18 protein-coding genes and 1 tRNA gene are annotated in these 16736 nt (G+C 56.1%); 7 read left to right on the top strand and 12 right to left on the bottom strand.

The features are described 5' to 3' along the window. Positions 1–33 precede the first annotated feature (33 nt). Complete coding sequence (locus Q675_RS26570; RefSeq protein WP_023011043.1) at positions 34–2772, top strand: hypothetical protein; 2739 nt, start codon at positions 34–36, stop codon at positions 2770–2772. 27 nt (positions 2773–2799) lie between these two features. Here the strand turns inward: Q675_RS26570 and Q675_RS26565 are convergent, their stop codons facing one another. From Q675_RS26565 to Q675_RS26555, 3 genes are all read right to left on the bottom strand, one after another. Further along, the gene (locus Q675_RS26565) at positions 2800–3444 is read right to left on the bottom strand and encodes a CBS domain-containing protein (protein WP_022992459.1); all 645 of its coding nucleotides are present in this window, start codon (positions 3442–3444) and stop codon (positions 2800–2802) included. Positions 3445–3534: 90 nt separating this feature from the next. Beyond that, positions 3535–5430: a bifunctional tRNA (5-methylaminomethyl-2-thiouridine)(34)-methyltransferase MnmD/FAD-dependent 5-carboxymethylaminomethyl-2-thiouridine(34) oxidoreductase MnmC gene (gene mnmC / locus Q675_RS26560; RefSeq protein WP_022992458.1), complete on the bottom strand. Its 1896-nt coding sequence runs from the start codon at positions 5428–5430 to the stop codon at positions 3535–3537. A gap of 5 nt (positions 5431–5435) precedes the next feature. After that, positions 5436–6044 (bottom strand): peptidylprolyl isomerase, encoded by a 609-nt coding sequence (locus Q675_RS26555; protein WP_022992457.1) that lies wholly within the window; start codon positions 6042–6044, stop codon positions 5436–5438. A gap of 204 nt (positions 6045–6248) precedes the next feature. On the opposite strand from Q675_RS26555, the gene Q675_RS26550 reads away from it, so the two are divergent. Next, positions 6249–6992, top strand: a complete 744-nt coding sequence (locus tag Q675_RS26550; RefSeq protein WP_022992456.1) for a hypothetical protein — start codon at positions 6249–6251, stop codon at positions 6990–6992. A gap of 71 nt (positions 6993–7063) precedes the next feature. On the opposite strand, the gene Q675_RS26545 is transcribed toward Q675_RS26550, so the two are convergent. From Q675_RS26545 to flgA, 3 genes are all read right to left on the bottom strand, one after another. Next, the gene (locus Q675_RS26545; RefSeq protein ID WP_022992455.1) at positions 7064–7534 is read right to left on the bottom strand and encodes a flagella synthesis protein FlgN; all 471 of its coding nucleotides are present in this window, start codon (positions 7532–7534) and stop codon (positions 7064–7066) included. A gap of 7 nt (positions 7535–7541) precedes the next feature. Further along, positions 7542–7868, bottom strand: a complete 327-nt coding sequence (flgM, locus tag Q675_RS26540; RefSeq protein WP_022992454.1) for a flagellar biosynthesis anti-sigma factor FlgM — start codon at positions 7866–7868, stop codon at positions 7542–7544. A gap of 128 nt (positions 7869–7996) precedes the next feature. Further along, positions 7997–8704 (bottom strand): flagellar basal body P-ring formation chaperone FlgA, encoded by a 708-nt coding sequence (gene flgA / locus Q675_RS26535; protein ID WP_036193201.1) that lies wholly within the window; start codon positions 8702–8704, stop codon positions 7997–7999. A gap of 185 nt (positions 8705–8889) precedes the next feature. Here flgA and Q675_RS26530 point away from each other — a divergent pair, with 185 nt between their 5' ends. The 4 genes from Q675_RS26530 to Q675_RS26515 all read left to right on the top strand — a co-directional run bounded on the left by Q675_RS26530 (position 8890) and on the right by Q675_RS26515 (position 12102). Continuing rightward, a complete protein-coding gene (locus tag Q675_RS26530; RefSeq protein WP_022992452.1) occupies positions 8890–9819 on the top strand; it encodes a chemotaxis protein CheV in 930 nt (309 codons plus the stop codon). Between the two features lie 35 nt (positions 9820–9854). Then, positions 9855–10682: a CheR family methyltransferase gene (locus Q675_RS26525; RefSeq protein WP_022992451.1), complete on the top strand. Its 828-nt coding sequence runs from the start codon at positions 9855–9857 to the stop codon at positions 10680–10682. 34 nt (positions 10683–10716) lie between these two features. Continuing rightward, positions 10717–11616, top strand: a complete 900-nt coding sequence (locus Q675_RS26520; protein ID WP_022992450.1) for a LysR family transcriptional regulator — start codon at positions 10717–10719, stop codon at positions 11614–11616. A gap of 120 nt (positions 11617–11736) precedes the next feature. Continuing rightward, on the top strand, positions 11737–12102 hold the full coding sequence (locus tag Q675_RS26515; RefSeq protein ID WP_022992449.1) for a hypothetical protein: 366 nt from the start codon (positions 11737–11739) through the stop codon (positions 12100–12102). Positions 12103–12159: 57 nt separating this feature from the next. Here the strand turns inward: Q675_RS26515 and Q675_RS26510 are convergent, their stop codons facing one another. Both Q675_RS26510 and Q675_RS26505 read right to left on the bottom strand, forming a co-directional pair. Continuing rightward, entirely contained in the window at positions 12160–12828 is a 669-nt protein-coding gene (locus Q675_RS26510) for a cupin domain-containing protein (protein ID WP_022992448.1), read from the bottom strand. Positions 12829–12849: 21 nt separating this feature from the next. After that, a complete protein-coding gene (locus tag Q675_RS26505; RefSeq protein ID WP_022992447.1) occupies positions 12850–13380 on the bottom strand; it encodes an isochorismatase family protein in 531 nt (176 codons plus the stop codon). A gap of 202 nt (positions 13381–13582) precedes the next feature. On the opposite strand from Q675_RS26505, the gene Q675_RS26500 reads away from it, so the two are divergent. Continuing rightward, positions 13583–13673, top strand: a tRNA-Ser gene (locus tag Q675_RS26500). A 46-nt stretch (positions 13674–13719) separates the two neighbouring features. Here the strand turns inward: Q675_RS26500 and Q675_RS26495 are convergent. The 4 genes from Q675_RS26495 to Q675_RS26480 all read right to left on the bottom strand — a co-directional run bounded on the left by Q675_RS26495 (position 13720) and on the right by Q675_RS26480 (position 16695). After that, a complete protein-coding gene (locus Q675_RS26495) occupies positions 13720–14670 on the bottom strand; it encodes an AEC family transporter (protein WP_023011041.1) in 951 nt (316 codons plus the stop codon). After that, on the bottom strand, positions 14667–14945 hold the full coding sequence (locus tag Q675_RS26490) for an acylphosphatase (protein WP_022992766.1): 279 nt from the start codon (positions 14943–14945) through the stop codon (positions 14667–14669). The genes Q675_RS26495 and Q675_RS26490 overlap by 4 nt, the downstream gene beginning before the upstream one ends. Positions 14946–15021: 76 nt before the next feature. Beyond that, entirely contained in the window at positions 15022–16035 is a 1014-nt protein-coding gene (locus Q675_RS26485) for a c-type cytochrome (RefSeq protein ID WP_023011040.1), read from the bottom strand. Positions 16036–16047: 12 nt separating this feature from the next. After that, on the bottom strand, positions 16048–16695 hold the full coding sequence (locus tag Q675_RS26480) for a c-type cytochrome (RefSeq protein WP_031211269.1): 648 nt from the start codon (positions 16693–16695) through the stop codon (positions 16048–16050). Positions 16696–16736 lie beyond the last annotated feature (41 nt).

Genomic DNA, 16736 nt, shown 5'->3' with positions numbered 1-16736 from the left:
CCATAACAATAACGTCATGAAACGGATTTTTGCATGCGCGCCGATTTGTTCTCCCGCTCAACCGCCTCGGGCCGCCTCCTTGGTGTTGCCCTGATTGCCCTGGCAGCAGCCGGCTGCAAGACCGAAAAAGATCCTGACCAGCCCAACTTGTTGGGGGCCCCGCCAACCACCGCCTATCTGGGGGTGGAGTATTACTACAACTGGGGCGCCTATGGCGGCGAAAGCATTCTCGATTACTCCCTGACCAATGCGCCATCCTGGCTTGCGCTGGAAGACACCAGCAATAAGGCCCGTCAGGGTATTATCATGCGCGGTGTGCCTGGGTTATCCGGGGGCAACCGGGGTGAAGCTGATCTTGGCCAGACCGAGAATATCGAGATAGTCACCACGGACGGCCGCATGGCGGGTTTTCAGCCGTTTGATATTGAAGTCAAGCGGAACGTAATTACCCTCGACGGAGCCAACCTGAAAGAAGGTGAAAGTCAGGCGCCAGAAGATGAGTCGGAAGAGCGGTGTGCGGTGCCTGAGCTGGATGCCGGTTCCTATTCTTACGAGCTCCAGAAGTTCACGGATGAGGGCGCGCCGGATGGAACTGAGTCAGTCACCTACCCAACCAAGCGCGCGTATGTAAAAGTAAATCTGGATCAACCCTCCGTTACCGAAGTCAAAATCGCCTTTGAGCTGCGTTCTGATTTCGACCCAACTGCCTGTGACAATGACGAAACTGATCCCGCCCATCAGGACTGCAAATATAGCCGCGCCAACACCGGTGCGATTATTATCGGCGAAGACCTTGTTGCGCTCAGCGACGAACTGAATCACCCCGTTGATAAAGAAGGTAATCCTCTCGAGTACATCGAATACGACATGACTGGTGATACGGTTACCAGTGGTGTTGTGACGCTGAAGCCCGGTATTACCGAGTGCTACATTCCCTTTGAAGTGGTCGACGACCTGATTCCCGAGCCAACAGAAGTCGCGACGATGGTTCTGACCGAGGTTCGCCAGGGCATTGCCTCCCTTGGCAACGGCAGTGTTGAGGTCAAGGCCAACATTTCCATCGAGGACAATGAACCGCTACTCAGCATTGAAACCGTCAATGGCGGCAGCCGCGATACAATCAATACGGAGACGACTCGAGAGTATCGCGCTATTCTCACCGGTGACCGTAAAACCGAATTCAGAGCCAAACTGGCGAGAATTGGTGCACTGACCGGTGTTATCGAGGACGAAACCTTCGAGATTGTTCAGAAGAATGCACAGGACGACTATGACGAAATAGAAGAGCTGGTATTCCCGCTGGAGCAGGATGAAATCACCTTTGGTGTTCGCGCACTTGCCTATAACAATCAGGGGGAAGAACTGGATGACAACGCAGCGCCCATTGGCGTAGACGTCAATTATCAGGCTGGTCGGGCAGGGTATGCCAGGGGCGCTTCTGAAACACTGCTGAGGCTGAACCTGAACCGCCTGATCGCACCGCTGGCCTGGAATGATGGCTTTGTGGCAACGGATGTGGCTTTGGGCCATGAGGGCCGGGTGTTTGTTGCTGGCTACGTTCCGGGGAACAATCAGGTTCAGGTCCGCATCTATGACCAGGCAGGCGCTGTGCTCCAGGATCCTATTGATGTGACAAGCTCGGGCTTGGCAATGCCGCCGTCCGAGGTATTTCTGGACGTGGGTGTGCGAACGGTCACTGAAAACAATAACCGCGTAAATCGTTATGAAATTGCCGTTGCTTTCAGCTCTGATGAGGCAGGCCTGGGCACACCGGTGGGCGGGGTTGATGCGGTAACGGCACTGTTCCATTTTAACGGTGATTCGGGGAACTATGTTCCCAGCTGGGACGATGAAATCTATCGGATTGGCACCCCGGCCGACGATTCGGTGCGCTGGGTTGGCATAAACGGCACCACTGGCTATGTGTTGGTGGGGGGTGAAACCCGAGGTGCCTGGAATACCGGTGCCTATCAGGGCGGTACCGACAGTTTCCTGGCGCGCATTGATACTGCCGAGAACGCAGGGGCTCTGGAGCCGACCCTGGCCTGGGCGCGGCAGGTGGGCTCATCCGGTAATGAGACCGTGGTCGGTGGTAGCTCACAAGGCTCGTTGGCGCTGCTGTTCGGGTCATCGCCAATGACGCTTGATGGCCTGGGCAATGTTGGTCCGTATTTCTTCAATGGCAACACAGGAGAATCACCGACCGTGTATCAGGTAGGTGAAGACAACTCTGAATCGCTGGGGGACGGTCTTTATGGAGGGGCAGGGGTCGTGCTGGTCGGCGATGCACCCTATAGCTACCGATTCCGTGAAGCCCAGCCAGAGGACGCCGGTACCGATAACGCAGAGGATGAGATTATTCGCACACCGTTGGATAACCGCGCTGGTTTTGTTCTTGGATTCAATACTTCAGGCGAACCTCTGAGCGCGTACACCGTTGATGATGCCGATGATCTTTCCAATGAACTCCTGACCAGCGGTGTCCGGTTCGACGGTGATATCGTGGTGTCGGGCAATACCAACGGGAGTTTTGTTGAAGGTCAGGCGGCGCCGGTGTCTGGCACAGAAAGTATCCTGGCCCGAGTGGACACATCCGAATCCGGCGCAGCGTTCCGGAACTGGCGTAAGCAGCTGGCATTCGAAGGTCTGGAAATTCTCGACCTGGAAAATTATCGCGACGATGAGCTAGTGGTGCTGGCGGACAGAAACGGCGAGAGAATGGTGCTTGTCTTCAGTCCGGAAGGTGAGTTACTGACACCGATAACGCCGTAATCCTCAGGCTGGCAGGTCAGGGAGGATTCAGACCGACCCTTCCTGCCGGCCGGCATTGGCATAGAGTTTCAGGTAGTCTGTGCTGGTAACCACACCGGCGGGTTCTCCGGCAGCATTGATCACCAGCGCGGCATTCAGCCGGTGAGCGAGCATCAGGCGAGCCAGTTGATGGGCATCCGTTTCCGGAGAGGCGGTCAGAAAAGCCGGAAGTTCGATGTGAATCAGGCTTTGGTCCAAAGCCTCTGAACTGTGTTCGTGAATCCACGAAAGTAGCCAGCGCAGATCGATCAGACCTGCCACATTGCTATCGGCCAGCACCACCAGATGATGAACTCCGTGTTCTTCCATGGTATCCAATGCCTCTGCGACGGTGGCAGAAGCAGGAACCGAGAACTGGGCTGGTGAGCTGATGTCAGCGACTGGCAGGTAAACCCTTTCTTCCCGGCGTTCGCCGGCGGCAGCGGCACCATATTCCTGAAGCGCGCGAAAGCGGCTGCCACCGCCACCGCTGTGGACTGCCTGCTGGAACTCGGCATCGGTAGCCTCGCTATGTTCGGCAGAAATGGCCTCAGACTCCGACAGCTCGGTGACATCACCCACCCGGCGACTTCGGAACGCTTCGGGTAACCGGGTCCCGATTGGGCGCCCGGGTTCACTGACGAAAATGGACATGATTCCACCTCTCCGGGGATTCTCCCCTTTACCACCACCTTATGACCTTTTATCGGCCGCCTGACCGTTCGCTATAGCACGAGTTTATTACTATCCGGTTAGTTGGTTCCGGTAAAGACGTCCCGTTTCCACACGACGGGCGAGCCGGGTATTCAGGCAGGGCGGTTGCTCGCAGATCCGGTCGGCCAGATATTCAGCCAGCAGGGGAGCCCACACCAGGCCTTTGCTGCCGAAACCCGTCAGTAGAAAAACGCCGGGCTGGGCTGGCTCGTCGCTGGCTGGGCAGGGACCAGCCACCGGCTGATAGTCGTGTGTGGTGCAGCGGAATGCCACGCGCCCCTCAAGATGTTCTGCCTGTATGTGCTCTGAGATGTTTACGGAGGGCAGCAGTTCCCGAAGTTGGTCGAGGTTTTCCTGATTCCCCTCGGGCGTTGGTTCCGGGTTATCGTCATGCAGATCAAATGTGGCACCGGTTATGGCATTGCCTTGATAAGCGGGGTTCAGGTATTTGGTGCCACAAATAACCACGTCTGGAAGTTGGCAGTCGTCTGCGGGTATCCGGGTGACCTGTCCGCGAATTGGCTTAAGCCGCAGCGACTGGCCTTCGGGCACAGGAGCAAGAGCGCCGGTTTCGTGGCCGGCGGCAACCACAACCTTAGTTGCCCTGAGTGATCTTCCGTCACTGGCGTTTATTACCCAGTAATTTTCCACCCACCGCAGCGTATCAACCTGAAACTCGAAAATCGTGCGGATGAGTGGGTGCTCAATCAGCGTTTTGCACGCACGGGCCGGTTGTAGCCAGCCGGAACCTGGGAACCAGAGCCCTTCGCACTGGACCGGCATGCCGGCAATACGGCTTGCTTCGCCGGCTTTCACGGCCGCCAGCAGATTTTCAGGGTAGGTGTTGCGTTCCAGAAATCGCCTTTGGCGATCGTGTTCCTGATCCGTTGCTGCAAGCTGCAGCAAACCACTTGGGTGCCAGAACTCGCCCTGCCAGCGTTGGTAGAAGCGTTGACTGAAGGAAAGTGCGGTGGCCGCGAGCTCTGTCTGATCGTTGTACTCGACACCGAGTTTTACATACAAAGCCCCCTGGTCATTGCCGGAGGCGCCCGCGCCGGGGCCATTGGCCTGGTCGATAAGCACTACCGGAACGCCCCGTTCTGCCAGATTGCGGGCCAGGGTGGCACCGGCAATTCCGGCACCAATGATGGCGATGGGCTCCGCTCCTGCGGCGGGTGCAACGGCCTGTTCCGCCGCAGGAAATCTGCCGGTCAGCATCTCCCGCTTGCGGCCGAAACCGGGCACTTTCAGCATGTCAAAGCCCTCATCGGCGAGAGCGCGACGAATCCGACCGACCGAAGTAAAAGTGGCAAGGGTGGTGCCCGGTTTACTGTGAGCACGAATCTGCTGAATGGCCTGTTCGAGCCACATGTCGGGGTTCAGTGACGGCGCAAATCCATCCAGAAACCAGGCGTCGGCCACGAATTCCAGTTCGTTCCAGGCGTCCAGCACATCGCCAAAATAGAGGGTAAGCCTGATGGCGCCGCCGCCAAGCACCAGGCGGTGGGTTCCTTTTATCAGCGGAGGGTAGTTCTCAATCAACTCCCGGGCCAGGGGCTGCAGCCCTGGCCAGCTGTCCAAGGCCTTTTCCAGATCGGCCAGAGACAGGGGATAGCGCTCGACCGAGATGAAGTGAAGAATTGCGTGGTCTTGCTCGTCGGGGCGTTGAGCGAGCCACTCTGCCCAGGTTGCCAGGAAGTTGAGCCCGGTGCCGAAACCGGTCTCCGCGATCACAAAATGGCTGTTGCTGTTCAGTGCTGCGAATCGCCCGGGCAGTTCATTTCTGTCGATGAACACATAACGGGTCTCGGCCAGTCCGTCATCTCGGCTGAAATAGACATCGCCAAAGCGGGCCGATTCAGGCACTCCGTCTCGCCATATCAGTTCCGCCGGTTCCATGGCCGGCGGAAGAAGGTCGGGGGTCATGGGGCTCAGTTGTCTTTCGTGATTTCTTCGGCGGACTCGATAATGACCGGGCTCACCGGGACATCGGCCATGCCACGCTGGTAGCCGGTCTGAACCCCTGCGATACGATCAATTACACCCATGCCCTCGGTAACCTTGCCAAAAACGGCATAGCCCGGGCCTCGCACTCCGGCATTCAGGAAATCATTGTTGGCCACATTAACGAAAAACTGGCTGGTGGCAGAATCCGGCGCATTGGTCCGGGCCATAGCGATGGTGCCGCGAAGGTTGGGCAGGGTGCTGGTGGCTTCGTTCACAATCGGGGCTCTGGTTTGTTTGCGTCCAAGATTCTCATCGAATCCGCCGCCCTGGACCATGAAGCCGGGAATCACACGGTGAAAGATGGTGCCGTCGTAAAATCCGTTGTTTACGTAGGCCAAAAAGTTTTCAACGGTTTTTGGAGCGACGTCGGGCCGCAGCTGAAGCACGAATGCGCCTTCCGTCGTCACAAAGCGGACCTCCGGAAGTGCTGTTTCTTCGCTCTGGGCCATGGCTGGTGAGGTGGTCAGCAGAGTGGCAACGAAGGCAAACAGGACAGACATCACAATCGAGATGTGTTTTACGGTATTTGTCATTTTAAGGCAGCTCTCTGTTACAGGTGGTGACCAGAATACTGAGATAATCCGGTTATTACGAAGTTTGAGCAGATCTTAACAGATCATTACGCCATTAAGGGTAAATCAGAACAGCATGCTCAGAGGTTGTGGGCTACGCTTCACTTGATTGTTGAATACCGGGCCGGGTTGTACGGTGATCACTGATACTGCAGGAGGAATCTGGTGAGAATCCGTCAGGGTTTTGAAGAGAAATCCCGGCTTGGCCGGTTGCTGATCAATCGTGGCTATCTGTCTGAAGGTCAGCTGGAAGAAGGACTTCGTGCTCAAAGGGAAACCGGCCAGCGCCTCGGTGAGGTGTTAATCGCTGCCGGCTGGATCTCAGAGCGGGAGCTCCACCGGGTACTCAAGCATCAGTCCCGTTACCGTAACGCAGCGGCACTGGTTACCATGGTCACTCTGCCATTTCAGCCCCTGGTTTCACTGGCGTCCAGCAACACCAACGCAGGGCAGATTGGCGCTGAAGCGGGCGAGCTCTATGCACGGGGCGATCTCACGCCCTTGTCGGAAGAAGAAATGTCAGGGGTGTCTGCTCAAAGCGGTATCGGCCTGATGGAGCGCCTGGAGGCGGTTTCTTCCATGCCTGGCAGCGCCAGGGACAATCCCTCAGGTGACTCTCCCGATGTCGACGTGGTGGAAGGAATCAGGTTGGCGGCCAACGTGTTCGTGCCGGTGCTCAGCTTTCTGGATTCCGACCTTACGATTTCGGGTGTGCATTACCGGGACTCAGAGCCTCGCTACTCGCTGCAGGAAGACGGAGGCCTGCGGCTGGCATTTCCTGAGCGTATTGAGGAAATCCGGATGGACAACATTCGTGTGATGGGCGGGCAAACACCGCCCATGGGCAATGTCAGTATCCGGGATATCCGCTTTCACCCCGATTCGCAGATGACCATTTACACGCGCTGAAAGCCGTGCCCTGAAACGAAAAATGCCCGGAAAATCTCCGGGCATTTTATTTTCTCTGGGCGCTTGGTGTATCAGGCACTGGCCAGAATATTGGTGCTTGAGACGTTGGTCTGCTGGCCTTTGGCGCCATAGAGCTTCTGCTGGGCGGAAGCGCCTCGGAAGATGTCGGTAAGGCGTGACAGGCGCTTTTGCAGATGCCCAAGGATTCGGCCGTTGTTCTGGTTCACAGCCTGACATTCGCGCAAGTGGGTGTCTGCGTCTTTCCAGAGTTGGTGGAGCTCATCCATGCCCGCGGCCCGAATGAATCGTGATGGCTCTCCTGCGTTGGGCTTGTAGCCCATATTCACCAGCAGGTGAATTTTCTTTTTGGCGCGTTCACGAACGCCTTCAAGAATCTGGTTCTTCCGGCTGGTCATTTCTTGCAGGGGCTGGATATCCGCAGAGGAGAGCACGGATTTTTCCTGGTGGAGAAGTTCCGCCAGCAGCTCAAGCTGGCGGATATCTTCCTGAAGAATCGCTTTCAACTGTTCATGTGCGTTCATGCTTTACTCACCCGAAAATGCTTTTATCCATCTCAAGCATTTTCTGGGCCAGTTTCTGAGCATCTACCTTGTAGGTGCCGTTCTCAAGAGCAGAACGAATCTGTTCGATACGATCATCGTCCATTTCGGGGTAATCCCCCAGCTTCTGCTCAAGTTGCTTCAGGTTTTTTGCCTGATTGCTCAGGTTCACATTTTCACCGCGGGCAGCGGGGCTTTGGGCCTTGGCTTGTTCGCCAGTTGTCGCCTGTGAGCCCTGGTTGCCTGTGGCTTTGTCGGCCGTGGTGCGAGTGGTGTTGACCTGGCCTGGGCCAATTCCATTTAAGTCAACTGACATATCAATACCTGCTTGCCTGGGGCCACATCAAAGTGGCGTATTCGGGTTTATATCTACTTAACGGCAAATCCGCGCCATACTTTAGTTACAAAACGGAAAACATTTGCCGCTTTTGCTACTTTGCTGCCTTACATCGGAATTTCGACCCGCCCGGGGCCAACCGCACGGGCTTTGACTGTCCGGGACGAGCGGAGATTCTCTACCAGAACCTGCTCTCCAACCCCTGCACTCGCCAGTGCTTTACCGCGAGAAGACACCGAAAATGAGCCTGAACGCGCGGTGATAATAACATGATCGCCCCGCTCAATCGCGTTGGGGGCTTCAAGGAGATCCGGGGTCATTACCGTGCCGGCATTCACCGGGCGGCGCATCATCATCCCTGAAATGGACTCTTTGCGGGTGAGTACTCCGCGGCGACTGGCGTTGATCTGAACCGAATTTACGGTTACCAGATCCTGTGTCAAACGCTCCCCGCGCGCCAGGGGGCGAGCCGCTACCAGGGCAGGGCCATGAACCTCAACGCTGGTGGTCACGTACATTTTCCAGGGGCGTTCACCACTACACGATACCAGCACAGACGGGCTGGTGGTTTGTAGAGGATCGCCCGCAAATTCGGTGTTCAGCCCCTGATCGCAGGCGGCAAGGGCGATGCGGCTGTCGATAGCGCCGACTTCATAGCTGCTTTCATAGCCCTCGGCTGCAAGGGTTTCGGACCACCTGACCAGAAACGTCTGGGCGGCGTTACGGATGGTTTCAGCAGTGGTACGTTCTGAAGACTGAGTGACCGGGCTCAGTAAAAGGCACAATGCAGCCAAAAAGATGATTCGCATACGCACCGGTTTGTCCTATGCTGTCTGTATCTGTGTGTTTTGTCGAAATTCGTTAAGGATTCGGGTTCTTGGGCCGTTAACCCTTAACAGGTCTGCAGGCGTCAAAGAATTGTCTTGGACATGCCTGAAACCACCTTACAATGATTTAAGCAATATTGATGCCGGTATAGGCACGCCAGGAGTAAAGCATCATGGCAGGGGTATTAGACAGCGTTAACCAACGCACCCAGCTGGTCGGTCAGAACCGGCTCGAACTCTTGCTGTTCCGTTTACGGGGGCAGCAGATGTACGGCATCAACGTATTCAAGGTCAAAGAGGTGCTTCAGTGCCCCAAGCTGTCATCGATTCCCAACAGCCGGAGCGTGGTTCGAGGGGTTTCCCACATCCGCGGTGAAACCATTCCGATTATCGATCTGAGTATGTCGATTGGCTTGCCGGGTATACCGCAGGAACAGCTGTCCACCAGTTTCGTGATCATCACGGAATACAACCGTAAAACTCAGGGCTTTCTGGTAACGGGCGTAGACCGGATTATGAATATGAACTGGGAAGACATTCTGCCTCCACCGAAGGGTGCCGGAAAGGATGTCTACCTCACGGCGGTTACCAAGATTGACGATAAACTTGTAGAAATCATAGATGTAGAAAAGATTCTTGCAGAAGTTTCTCCGCTCAGGGAAGATGTGACGGAAGAGCTGGTCAGCCGAAGTGCGGAACGGGTTCCCGGCCATTTGCCCGTGCTGGTTGTGGATGATTCTTCCGTGGCTCGCAGGCAGATTGAGCGCTGTTTGACCGCTATCGGAATGGAAGTGGTTACCAAAAACGACGGCAAGCAGGCGCTACAGTATCTCAAGGAGATTACCCAGGACGGTTCAAAAGCAAGCGACCACCTGTCTTTGATTATCTCTGATGTTGAGATGCCGGAAATGGACGGCTACACCCTGGTTACCAGAATCAAGGAAGATCCGGCGCTGAAAGAAATGTATATCATGCTGCATACCTCGCTGAGTGGCGTCTTTAACCGGGCGATGGTGCAGAAAGTGGGCGCAGACGATTTCATGGCGAAATTCAGCCCGGATGAGCTGGCCGAGCGAGTAATGGAGATTATTGATCAGCACTAGTGCTCGGCTGACGGTTTCACCCACGAAGAGATCCAATGAAAGCGGACATGACGCCCCAGGAATACGAAGCCTTTAAAAAGTTCCTGCAGGATGCGTGCGGCATTCTGCTGGGTGATAACAAGCAGTACCTTGTGAAGAGCAGGCTTCGGCGGATACTCGAAGAAAACAGCCTGAACTCCCTTGGAGAGCTTCTCGAACGATTGCAGAGGCCTGGTCGGGCGGGTTTGCGCGAAGTGGTCATCGATGCGATGACCACCAACGAGACGCTGTGGTTTCGGGATAATCATCCGTTCCGGATTCTGCAGGAAAAGCTCTTGCCGGAGTTCGCCGAGCGAAATTCACTCCAGCCCCTGAGAATCTGGTCTGCCGCCTGTTCTACTGGCCAGGAGCCGTATTCTGTAGCCATGGTGGTGGACGAGTTCCGCCGTACCCGGCCTGGTAAGCTACGGGATGTAAAAATCACCGCAACGGACATCTCCAAAAGCGTGCTGGAAGTTGCCCGCCGTGGCGAATACGAAATGATCGCCATCGGCCGGGGGCTTTCCCCGGAGCGCCAGAAACACTTTTTTACCCCCTCGGCCAACGGTGGGTGGCAGATTCGCCCGCAAATCAAGTCCATGGTGGAATTCAAGGAATTGAACCTGCTGGACCGATACATGCTGGGCAAGTTCGACATCATCATGTGCCGAAATGTGCTGATCTATTTCTCGGCGGATCTGAAAAAGGACATCCTTACCCGGCTGCATGGGGCGCTGAACCCCGGGGGCTACCTGATTCTCGGGGCCTCCGAGTCTTTGAACGGGCTTCCCAACCTCTATGAAATGGTTCAGTGTCATCCAGGCATTATCTATCGCAAAAAATAGCCGGGAACTGTTAAATGCGGAGTAGGGTACCGATGTGGAGAATCTGAACCTCCGGCATCTCTATTATTTCTGGATAATTAGCCGCGAAGGCTCCATTGCCCGGGCCAGCGAGGTACTCGACCTGGCTCCCCAGACCCTCAGCGGCCAGCTTGCGACCTTTGAGGGCGCGGTGGGCGGCCGGTTATTCAGCCGCGAGCGCCGGCAACTGGTACTCACAGAACTCGGCCATATGGTTCGCAGTTATGCCGATGAAATCTTCGAGCTGACCGGCCAGTTGTCTGAAACCTTGAGGGCGGGGCCTGAACACAGGCCGCTTTCGCTGTCTGCGGGCATATCGGCGTCTATCCACAAGCTGATTGCCTATTACCTTCTTCACCCCGCGATGAAACTGAACCGGCCCGTGCAGCTTGAATGCCGGACCGGCCGGACTGAAGATCTCCTGCTGAGCCTCAAGCGCAAAGAGCTGGATGTGGTGCTGACCGACAGAATGCCCCAGGCTGAATCACCTGAGCGGTTTGCGGTTCATCCGTTGTCCCGGTCTACCATCAGTCTGTTCGCTGCACCTGAACTGGCGGAGAAACTCAAAACCGGTTTTCCTCATTCCCTCAACCACCAGCCGCTGCTGGCGAACGCCACCGATGCGCCGTATTTCGAGAAACTGATGCACTGGTTCAACCTCAATAATGTGCGAATGAACCTGGTTGCCCGAGTCGATGACAGCGCCCTTATCAAGGTGTTTGGTCGCGAGGGAGTTGGTGTATTCGCCGCCCCTACGATGATTCAGGATGAGGTGTGCCGGCAGTATCAGGTGGCTTTGATTGCTTCGCTCGATGAAGTGACAGACCAGCTGTTCGCGGTTACCCGAAGCCGCAAGCTGGCCCACGAGGGTGTGCGGGCAATCTGTGAGGCTCGTCAGGGGATCTTTGAGCGCTAGGCGCCAAGCTGTTAAATCCTCGAAAAAGTCGATGTTTTTTGTTTAAGAAAACTTATTTTATCGAAGTTTGCGCTGCCCCATCATGGGACCGTATTCCGCAGTATCCAGAGGAGCGCAGTTATGAAAACGATTCACAAGTTCAGACTCGAACCTGGTAAAGAGCCTACCACCCTGACCTTGAGAGAGGGCTATGAAGTGGTACGCTGCGAGTATCTGGTGCCGCATAAGGCGGTTTTCCTTTGGGTACAGCAGCCATTGAATGTAACCACTCCCACGGTGGAACGGCAGTTCCGGGTAGCAATGTCGGGTGAGCCGGTTCCTGATCGGTTCCAATACATCGATACCGCTCTTGATCCGTTTGGTCCTGAGGCCTATCACGTTTTCGCTGTGCCAGCGGGGGAATTGCTCCTCACTGGTAATGGCCATGAACGGGCCAGTGATGATTTGCTGGGTGGCGCCGGGTGGCAAGGACGCTATGCGTCCTGATTGCTCCGGCTAGCAAGCAGTGTTGCACGCTCTCTTGGGCCCCGATTGGGGCCCTTTTTATGTTTCAGGGGAATGATTGACCGGTAAGTGCCCGGTTTTTACCCAGATGACCGTTTCGTGCTCTACGAACGGATGGTGTTGGCTCATGTGGGGGCTGCGAATCCAGCTCCCGGCGGGATAACGTCCGTGTTCATCACAGAATTCGCCGGACAGCACAAAAATCTCTTCTCCACCAAAGTGACGATGTGGCTGAAAGGTCTCGTTTGGCGGCCACTTCACCAGGGCAACGTGCTCATGCTCGAATTCGTGCAACGGCATAACCTGTAAACCGCCAATGCCGGGCAGCCAGTGGCCGGCATTGGTATCGATTCTGACCGTCGCGGTATCTCTCGGGTCGAACTGATGGAGTTTGACCAGCAGGGTGCAGCCCTCTTCGCTGAACGGTGCATGACTGCTGCCCGGAGGATTCCGAATGTAGGTGCCGGCCGGATAGTGGCCGGTCTCGTCGGAAAAAACGCCTTCAAGCACCAGAATCTCTTCACCCAGAGGGTGTTCGTGGGTAGAGAAGGAGGAGCCGGGCTTATAGCGTACAACGCTGGTGGCGTGGCCCCGCTCGGCTTCCTCTCGGGCCAGTGGCTTGCGCTCAACGCCTGCGGCGGGGCTGGGGACCCAGTGCTGTTCGTGGGTATGAATAACAACGCGCTGGGAAAAATCCATGTTGAGCATAACGTGTCTACCTTCTGTCATTCACTTTATCAGGGCCTGAATGTCCCGGAAGTGTGGGTGCTTGCAGTGAACCATCCACTCAAAGGCCACCATCTCAGTGGTAACAATGCGGGCGCCGCTCTGGTGCAGTCGATCCAGAGCTACGTCCCGATCAAGTTCGCTACGGGACCCGGTGGCGTCAGCCACCACCCATACCTTGTAGCCGGCATCCAGGAGGCTCAGGGCGGTTTGCAGCATACATACGTGGGTTTCGCAGCCTCCGATGACAATGTGTTGCCGGCCTTCTGGCAATTCGTCGATGAGTCCGTCCGGGCAGGCGTCGAAATGGGTTTTCGCCAGGGTTTTGTTGCACAGCTCCTTAACGCCTTCCAGATTCGGCCCAAGTTTTTCAGGTATCTGCTCGGTTGCAATCACGGGTACGCCAAGCAGTCCGGCGATGGTTGCCAGCGTAATGCAACGCTCAGCAACCGCATCGCCTTCGCTAATGGCAGGCATTAGCCGTACCTGAACATCGATGAGCAACAGGGTGGATTGGTCGGCTTTCATCAGCATGGTCATTCTCCTGAACGTGTTGAGCGGGTTTCCTGAAAGGATACGCCATGGCTGAGAGGTTTGTTATGTCCGAGGCCATCGTAAGGCCCTTAGGAAAATTTTTTCGATGAATTCAAAACATGGAGTTGCCAAACGCCGTCAAAACCATTAAAGTTTGCGCCCTCAAATGAGCGACGACATCGCTGATTTGAAACAGTTTATTGGAGAGGTGGCCGAGTGGCTGAAGGCGCACGCCTGGAAAGTGTGTATACGTTAATAGCGTATCGAGGGTTCGAATCCCTCCCTCTCCGCCAATACAAAACCCCAGCAGAAATGCTGGGGTTTTTTGTTGGTTCTCTCTTACGCAACTCCTATCGACTGCAGAACAAACACCCCGGTAGTTACCGTCACACTCGCCAGCAATGTCGTCAGCGCGATAATGTTCGCTGCCATGCGATCGTTGCCGCCCAAAGCCTTCACCATCACGAAACTGGCTGCTGCCGTTGGGCTGGCGAAGAACAGGAACATGAGCCCGAGTTCGCGCCCTTCAAAGCCGGCCAGCCAGGCTACAAATGTGCACAGGGCCGGCAAAGACACCATCTTCCAGATGGATGAACCCATGGCCGGGCCACTGTCACTGCGGATGGCTTTCAGCGAGACTGTTGCGCCGATACAGAGCAGGGCGAGCGGAAGAGTGAGAGAGGCAAAGTAGTCGCCGCTCGTCATTACCCAGCCTGGAAGCTTGATTTCAAAGGCTGCGAACGGGATGGCCAGTACCACCGCGATAATCAGGGGGTTGCGGGTAATGTCTCGAAGGGTGTTGCTCAGGCTCATGGTTTTTCCCGGCTGATAAGCCAGCAACACGATCACCGACAACGAGTTGTAGACCACAATCACCAGACCCAGCAGCAGCCCCCCGGCCGAGAGCCCATAGTCGCCATAGAGGTTGGCGGCCAACGCCAGACCAACGATACCACAGTTGCCTCGAAACGCCCCCTGGACATAAACGCCGCGATCCTCTTGCCGAACCCGTTTTATTGCCCAGAACCAGACCAGGGCAAAACTGGCCAGGGTCGCCAGGAAGTAGAACGCCAGCATGCTGATGCTGAGGGTGGTATCCAGATCGGCTCTGATGATGCTCAGGAATACCAGGGTGGGGAGTGTGGCCTTGAAAACCAGGGCAGAGGCGGTGGCGATGAAGCCCTGATCAATCCAGCCAATGCGCCGAAGGCCGATGCCGATAAAGACCATGGCGAATACCGGCAGCGTGGTCTCCAGCGTATACAGAAAGGTATCAAGAAGACTGCTCAATGTGTGGTCCTGAAGTCAGAGAATTCCTGAGTGGCCGGCAGTTCCTGGGCTGACACCTCATCGACCACAGCACGTTCCGGGCCTTCGTGACACCATTCATGCAGTGCCTTGAGCTGGAGTGGCTCGCCCTCTGCCATAATTTCGACCCGGCCGTCGGGTAAATTTCGTACCCAGCCTTTCACGCCCAGTTCCCGGGCTTTCTGTTCGGTGGATGCCCGGTAGTAAACGCCTTGGACTTTGCCGCTTACCAGCAAGTGCCAGCGATTGATGGTCATCGTGTTCCTCCTTGCGTTGATTGCAAGCAAAAAGGCCTCCGCAAGGGAGGCCTGTGATACCGCATTATAACGCCTGTCAGTCGAATGTTCTCGACCGCACTGAGTCTGGCTTCAGGAAAGGCTTGTCTCCGGTGTTGTCGTGGTCACCCAGTAACTTGCCATCGGATTCCCGAACCTGACCATACATGGAATGTTTGTGGAAGGTGGGGCCGAATTTTTCAGCGGTTTCCTTCACATCGCCCGTGTAGCGCGGATCTTGTGGCCGCTCCTGGCTGTCCATGTAGAAGGCGATATCCCAGGCCTCCTGATCGGTCAGGGAGTTGGGCTGCCCCAATGGCATGTTGTTCTTGATAAAGCCAGCTGCGGTATGCAGGCGCACAATACCAGCCCCCCAGTTGTTGGACATATCTCCCCAGGGGGCCGGGAATACTGTGTGGCCGTCGATACGCAGGCCTGTCCCATCTTCAGCGTGGCACACCGCGCAGTTTTCCTGATATAGCTTTTCACCGTTGGTGTAGCTCAGTTCAGCCGGCCGCTCGGGCGCCGGGAAACCCCGGCCATAGATGGGCTGTTTGGGGTACATCTCCACACCTGTCGCCAACCACTGATGGTAGGCAGACAGTGCCAGCATATCGTCACTGCCGTACTCCAGCGGCTTGCCGTTCATGGAATAGGTGAAGCAGCCTGCAATCCGTTCCTCCAGGTTGTTTACATGGCCGTTCTTGCCGCGATAGCCGGGCAGGGTGACGGCAGCCGGCCAGATAGGCGCGCTGAAAGGCGTCCGGCCTTCGCCCAGATGGCAGCTGGAACAGTTCATATTGTTGAACACGTTCTTGCCACGCAGTTGCTGGGTGTTGGTGAACAGGTCATAGCCCCTGCGGATAACCTTTTTCAGTTCCGGATGGATGTCGGCTTCTTCCAGGTCTGCCATGGACGGCGGAATGTGTACCAGTTGGTTTTCGTTCGGGGCAGGAAAGCCCATGGCGGTGAGCTGATCGATGTAGGCCTGGGTTCTGTCGTCATTGGCCGCAGCGGTTATCGGAAGTATTACGCAGCCGGAGAGGGCGATGGTTAGCAGTGTGCGCATCATGATCTTTGTCCCTCAGTTGTTGGGGGTGTTCTGGTTGGCAAGCCAGACGGCGACCGCGTGAATGTCGGTATCGCTCATACGGCGTGCAATGGAGCCCATAAGATCCTGGGGATCGTTCTTGCGGGTACCTTCCTTCCAGGCTTTCAGTTGTGCCTCGATGTAACCCGCGTGCTGGCCTGCAATGCCGGGAAATACGTCGCCAGCACCCTGGTTCCCGGGGCCGTGGCAGCTTTTGCAGGAAACAACGTATTGGGACCAGTCGCCACGCTGAGCCAATTGTTCGCCCCTGGTCAGAAGTGCTTCATCGGCTTTTTGGCCGCCTTCACCAGCGGTGGGTTCAAGCTGGCTGTAGTAGGCCGCAACGTCGGCAATCTTTTGATCGTCCAGCATGTTGACGAAAGGCATCATGGTGGGGCTGGTCCGGGAGCCATCTTTGATGTCATGCAACTGTTTGGCCAAATAGGTGGCATTCAGCCCGGCCAGCCTGGGCCAGGATTCTCCACCTTCGATGTGTTTGCCGCTGCCATCGGCCTGGTGGCACGCTACGCAGAGGTTGGCGACCTCCTTGCCGTTTTGTGGGTCGCCAGATACCGCAGCAGATGCACTACCTGCCGTGGTGGCCAGCCCGATTGCGGCCAGTATCACTGGGAGTTTGCTCACGGTCGATTGTCTCTCTCTTGTTCTGAATAAGTACGCTTTAG

It is taken from the genome of Marinobacter sp. EN3, assembly GCF_000475315.1.
In the GTDB taxonomy this organism is placed as follows: domain Bacteria; phylum Pseudomonadota; class Gammaproteobacteria; order Pseudomonadales; family Oleiphilaceae; genus Marinobacter; species Marinobacter nauticus.
Note: the sequence above shows the minus strand (reverse complement) of the source record. Positions and strands in the feature narration are given on the sequence as shown.

What these genes read in the sequence shown, in the direction of transcription:
- Q675_RS26570 (WP_023011043.1), top strand. Translation starts at nt 34, where the DNA reads ATGCGCGCCGATTTGTTCTCCCGCTCAACCGCCTCGGGCCGCCTCCTT.
- Q675_RS26565 (WP_022992459.1), bottom strand. Translation starts at nt 3,444, where the DNA reads ATGTCCATTTTCGTCAGTGAACCCGGGCGCCCAATCGGGACCCGGTTA.
- mnmC (WP_022992458.1), bottom strand. Translation starts at nt 5,430, where the DNA reads ATGACCCCCGACCTTCTTCCGCCGGCCATGGAACCGGCGGAACTGATA.
- Q675_RS26555 (WP_022992457.1), bottom strand. Translation starts at nt 6,044, where the DNA reads ATGACAAATACCGTAAAACACATCTCGATTGTGATGTCTGTCCTGTTT.
- Q675_RS26545 (WP_022992455.1), bottom strand. Translation starts at nt 7,534, where the DNA reads ATGAACGCACATGAACAGTTGAAAGCGATTCTTCAGGAAGATATCCGC.
- flgM (WP_022992454.1), bottom strand. Translation starts at nt 7,868, where the DNA reads ATGTCAGTTGACTTAAATGGAATTGGCCCAGGCCAGGTCAACACCACT.
- Q675_RS26530 (WP_022992452.1), top strand. Translation starts at nt 8,890, where the DNA reads ATGGCAGGGGTATTAGACAGCGTTAACCAACGCACCCAGCTGGTCGGT.
- Q675_RS26525 (WP_022992451.1), top strand. Translation starts at nt 9,855, where the DNA reads ATGAAAGCGGACATGACGCCCCAGGAATACGAAGCCTTTAAAAAGTTC.
- Q675_RS26515 (WP_022992449.1), top strand. Translation starts at nt 11,737, where the DNA reads ATGAAAACGATTCACAAGTTCAGACTCGAACCTGGTAAAGAGCCTACC.
- Q675_RS26510 (WP_022992448.1), bottom strand. Translation starts at nt 12,828, where the DNA reads ATGCTCAACATGGATTTTTCCCAGCGCGTTGTTATTCATACCCACGAA.
- Q675_RS26505 (WP_022992447.1), bottom strand. Translation starts at nt 13,380, where the DNA reads ATGCTGATGAAAGCCGACCAATCCACCCTGTTGCTCATCGATGTTCAG.
- Q675_RS26490 (WP_022992766.1), bottom strand. Translation starts at nt 14,945, where the DNA reads ATGACCATCAATCGCTGGCACTTGCTGGTAAGCGGCAAAGTCCAAGGC.
- Q675_RS26485 (WP_023011040.1), bottom strand. Translation starts at nt 16,035, where the DNA reads ATGATGCGCACACTGCTAACCATCGCCCTCTCCGGCTGCGTAATACTT.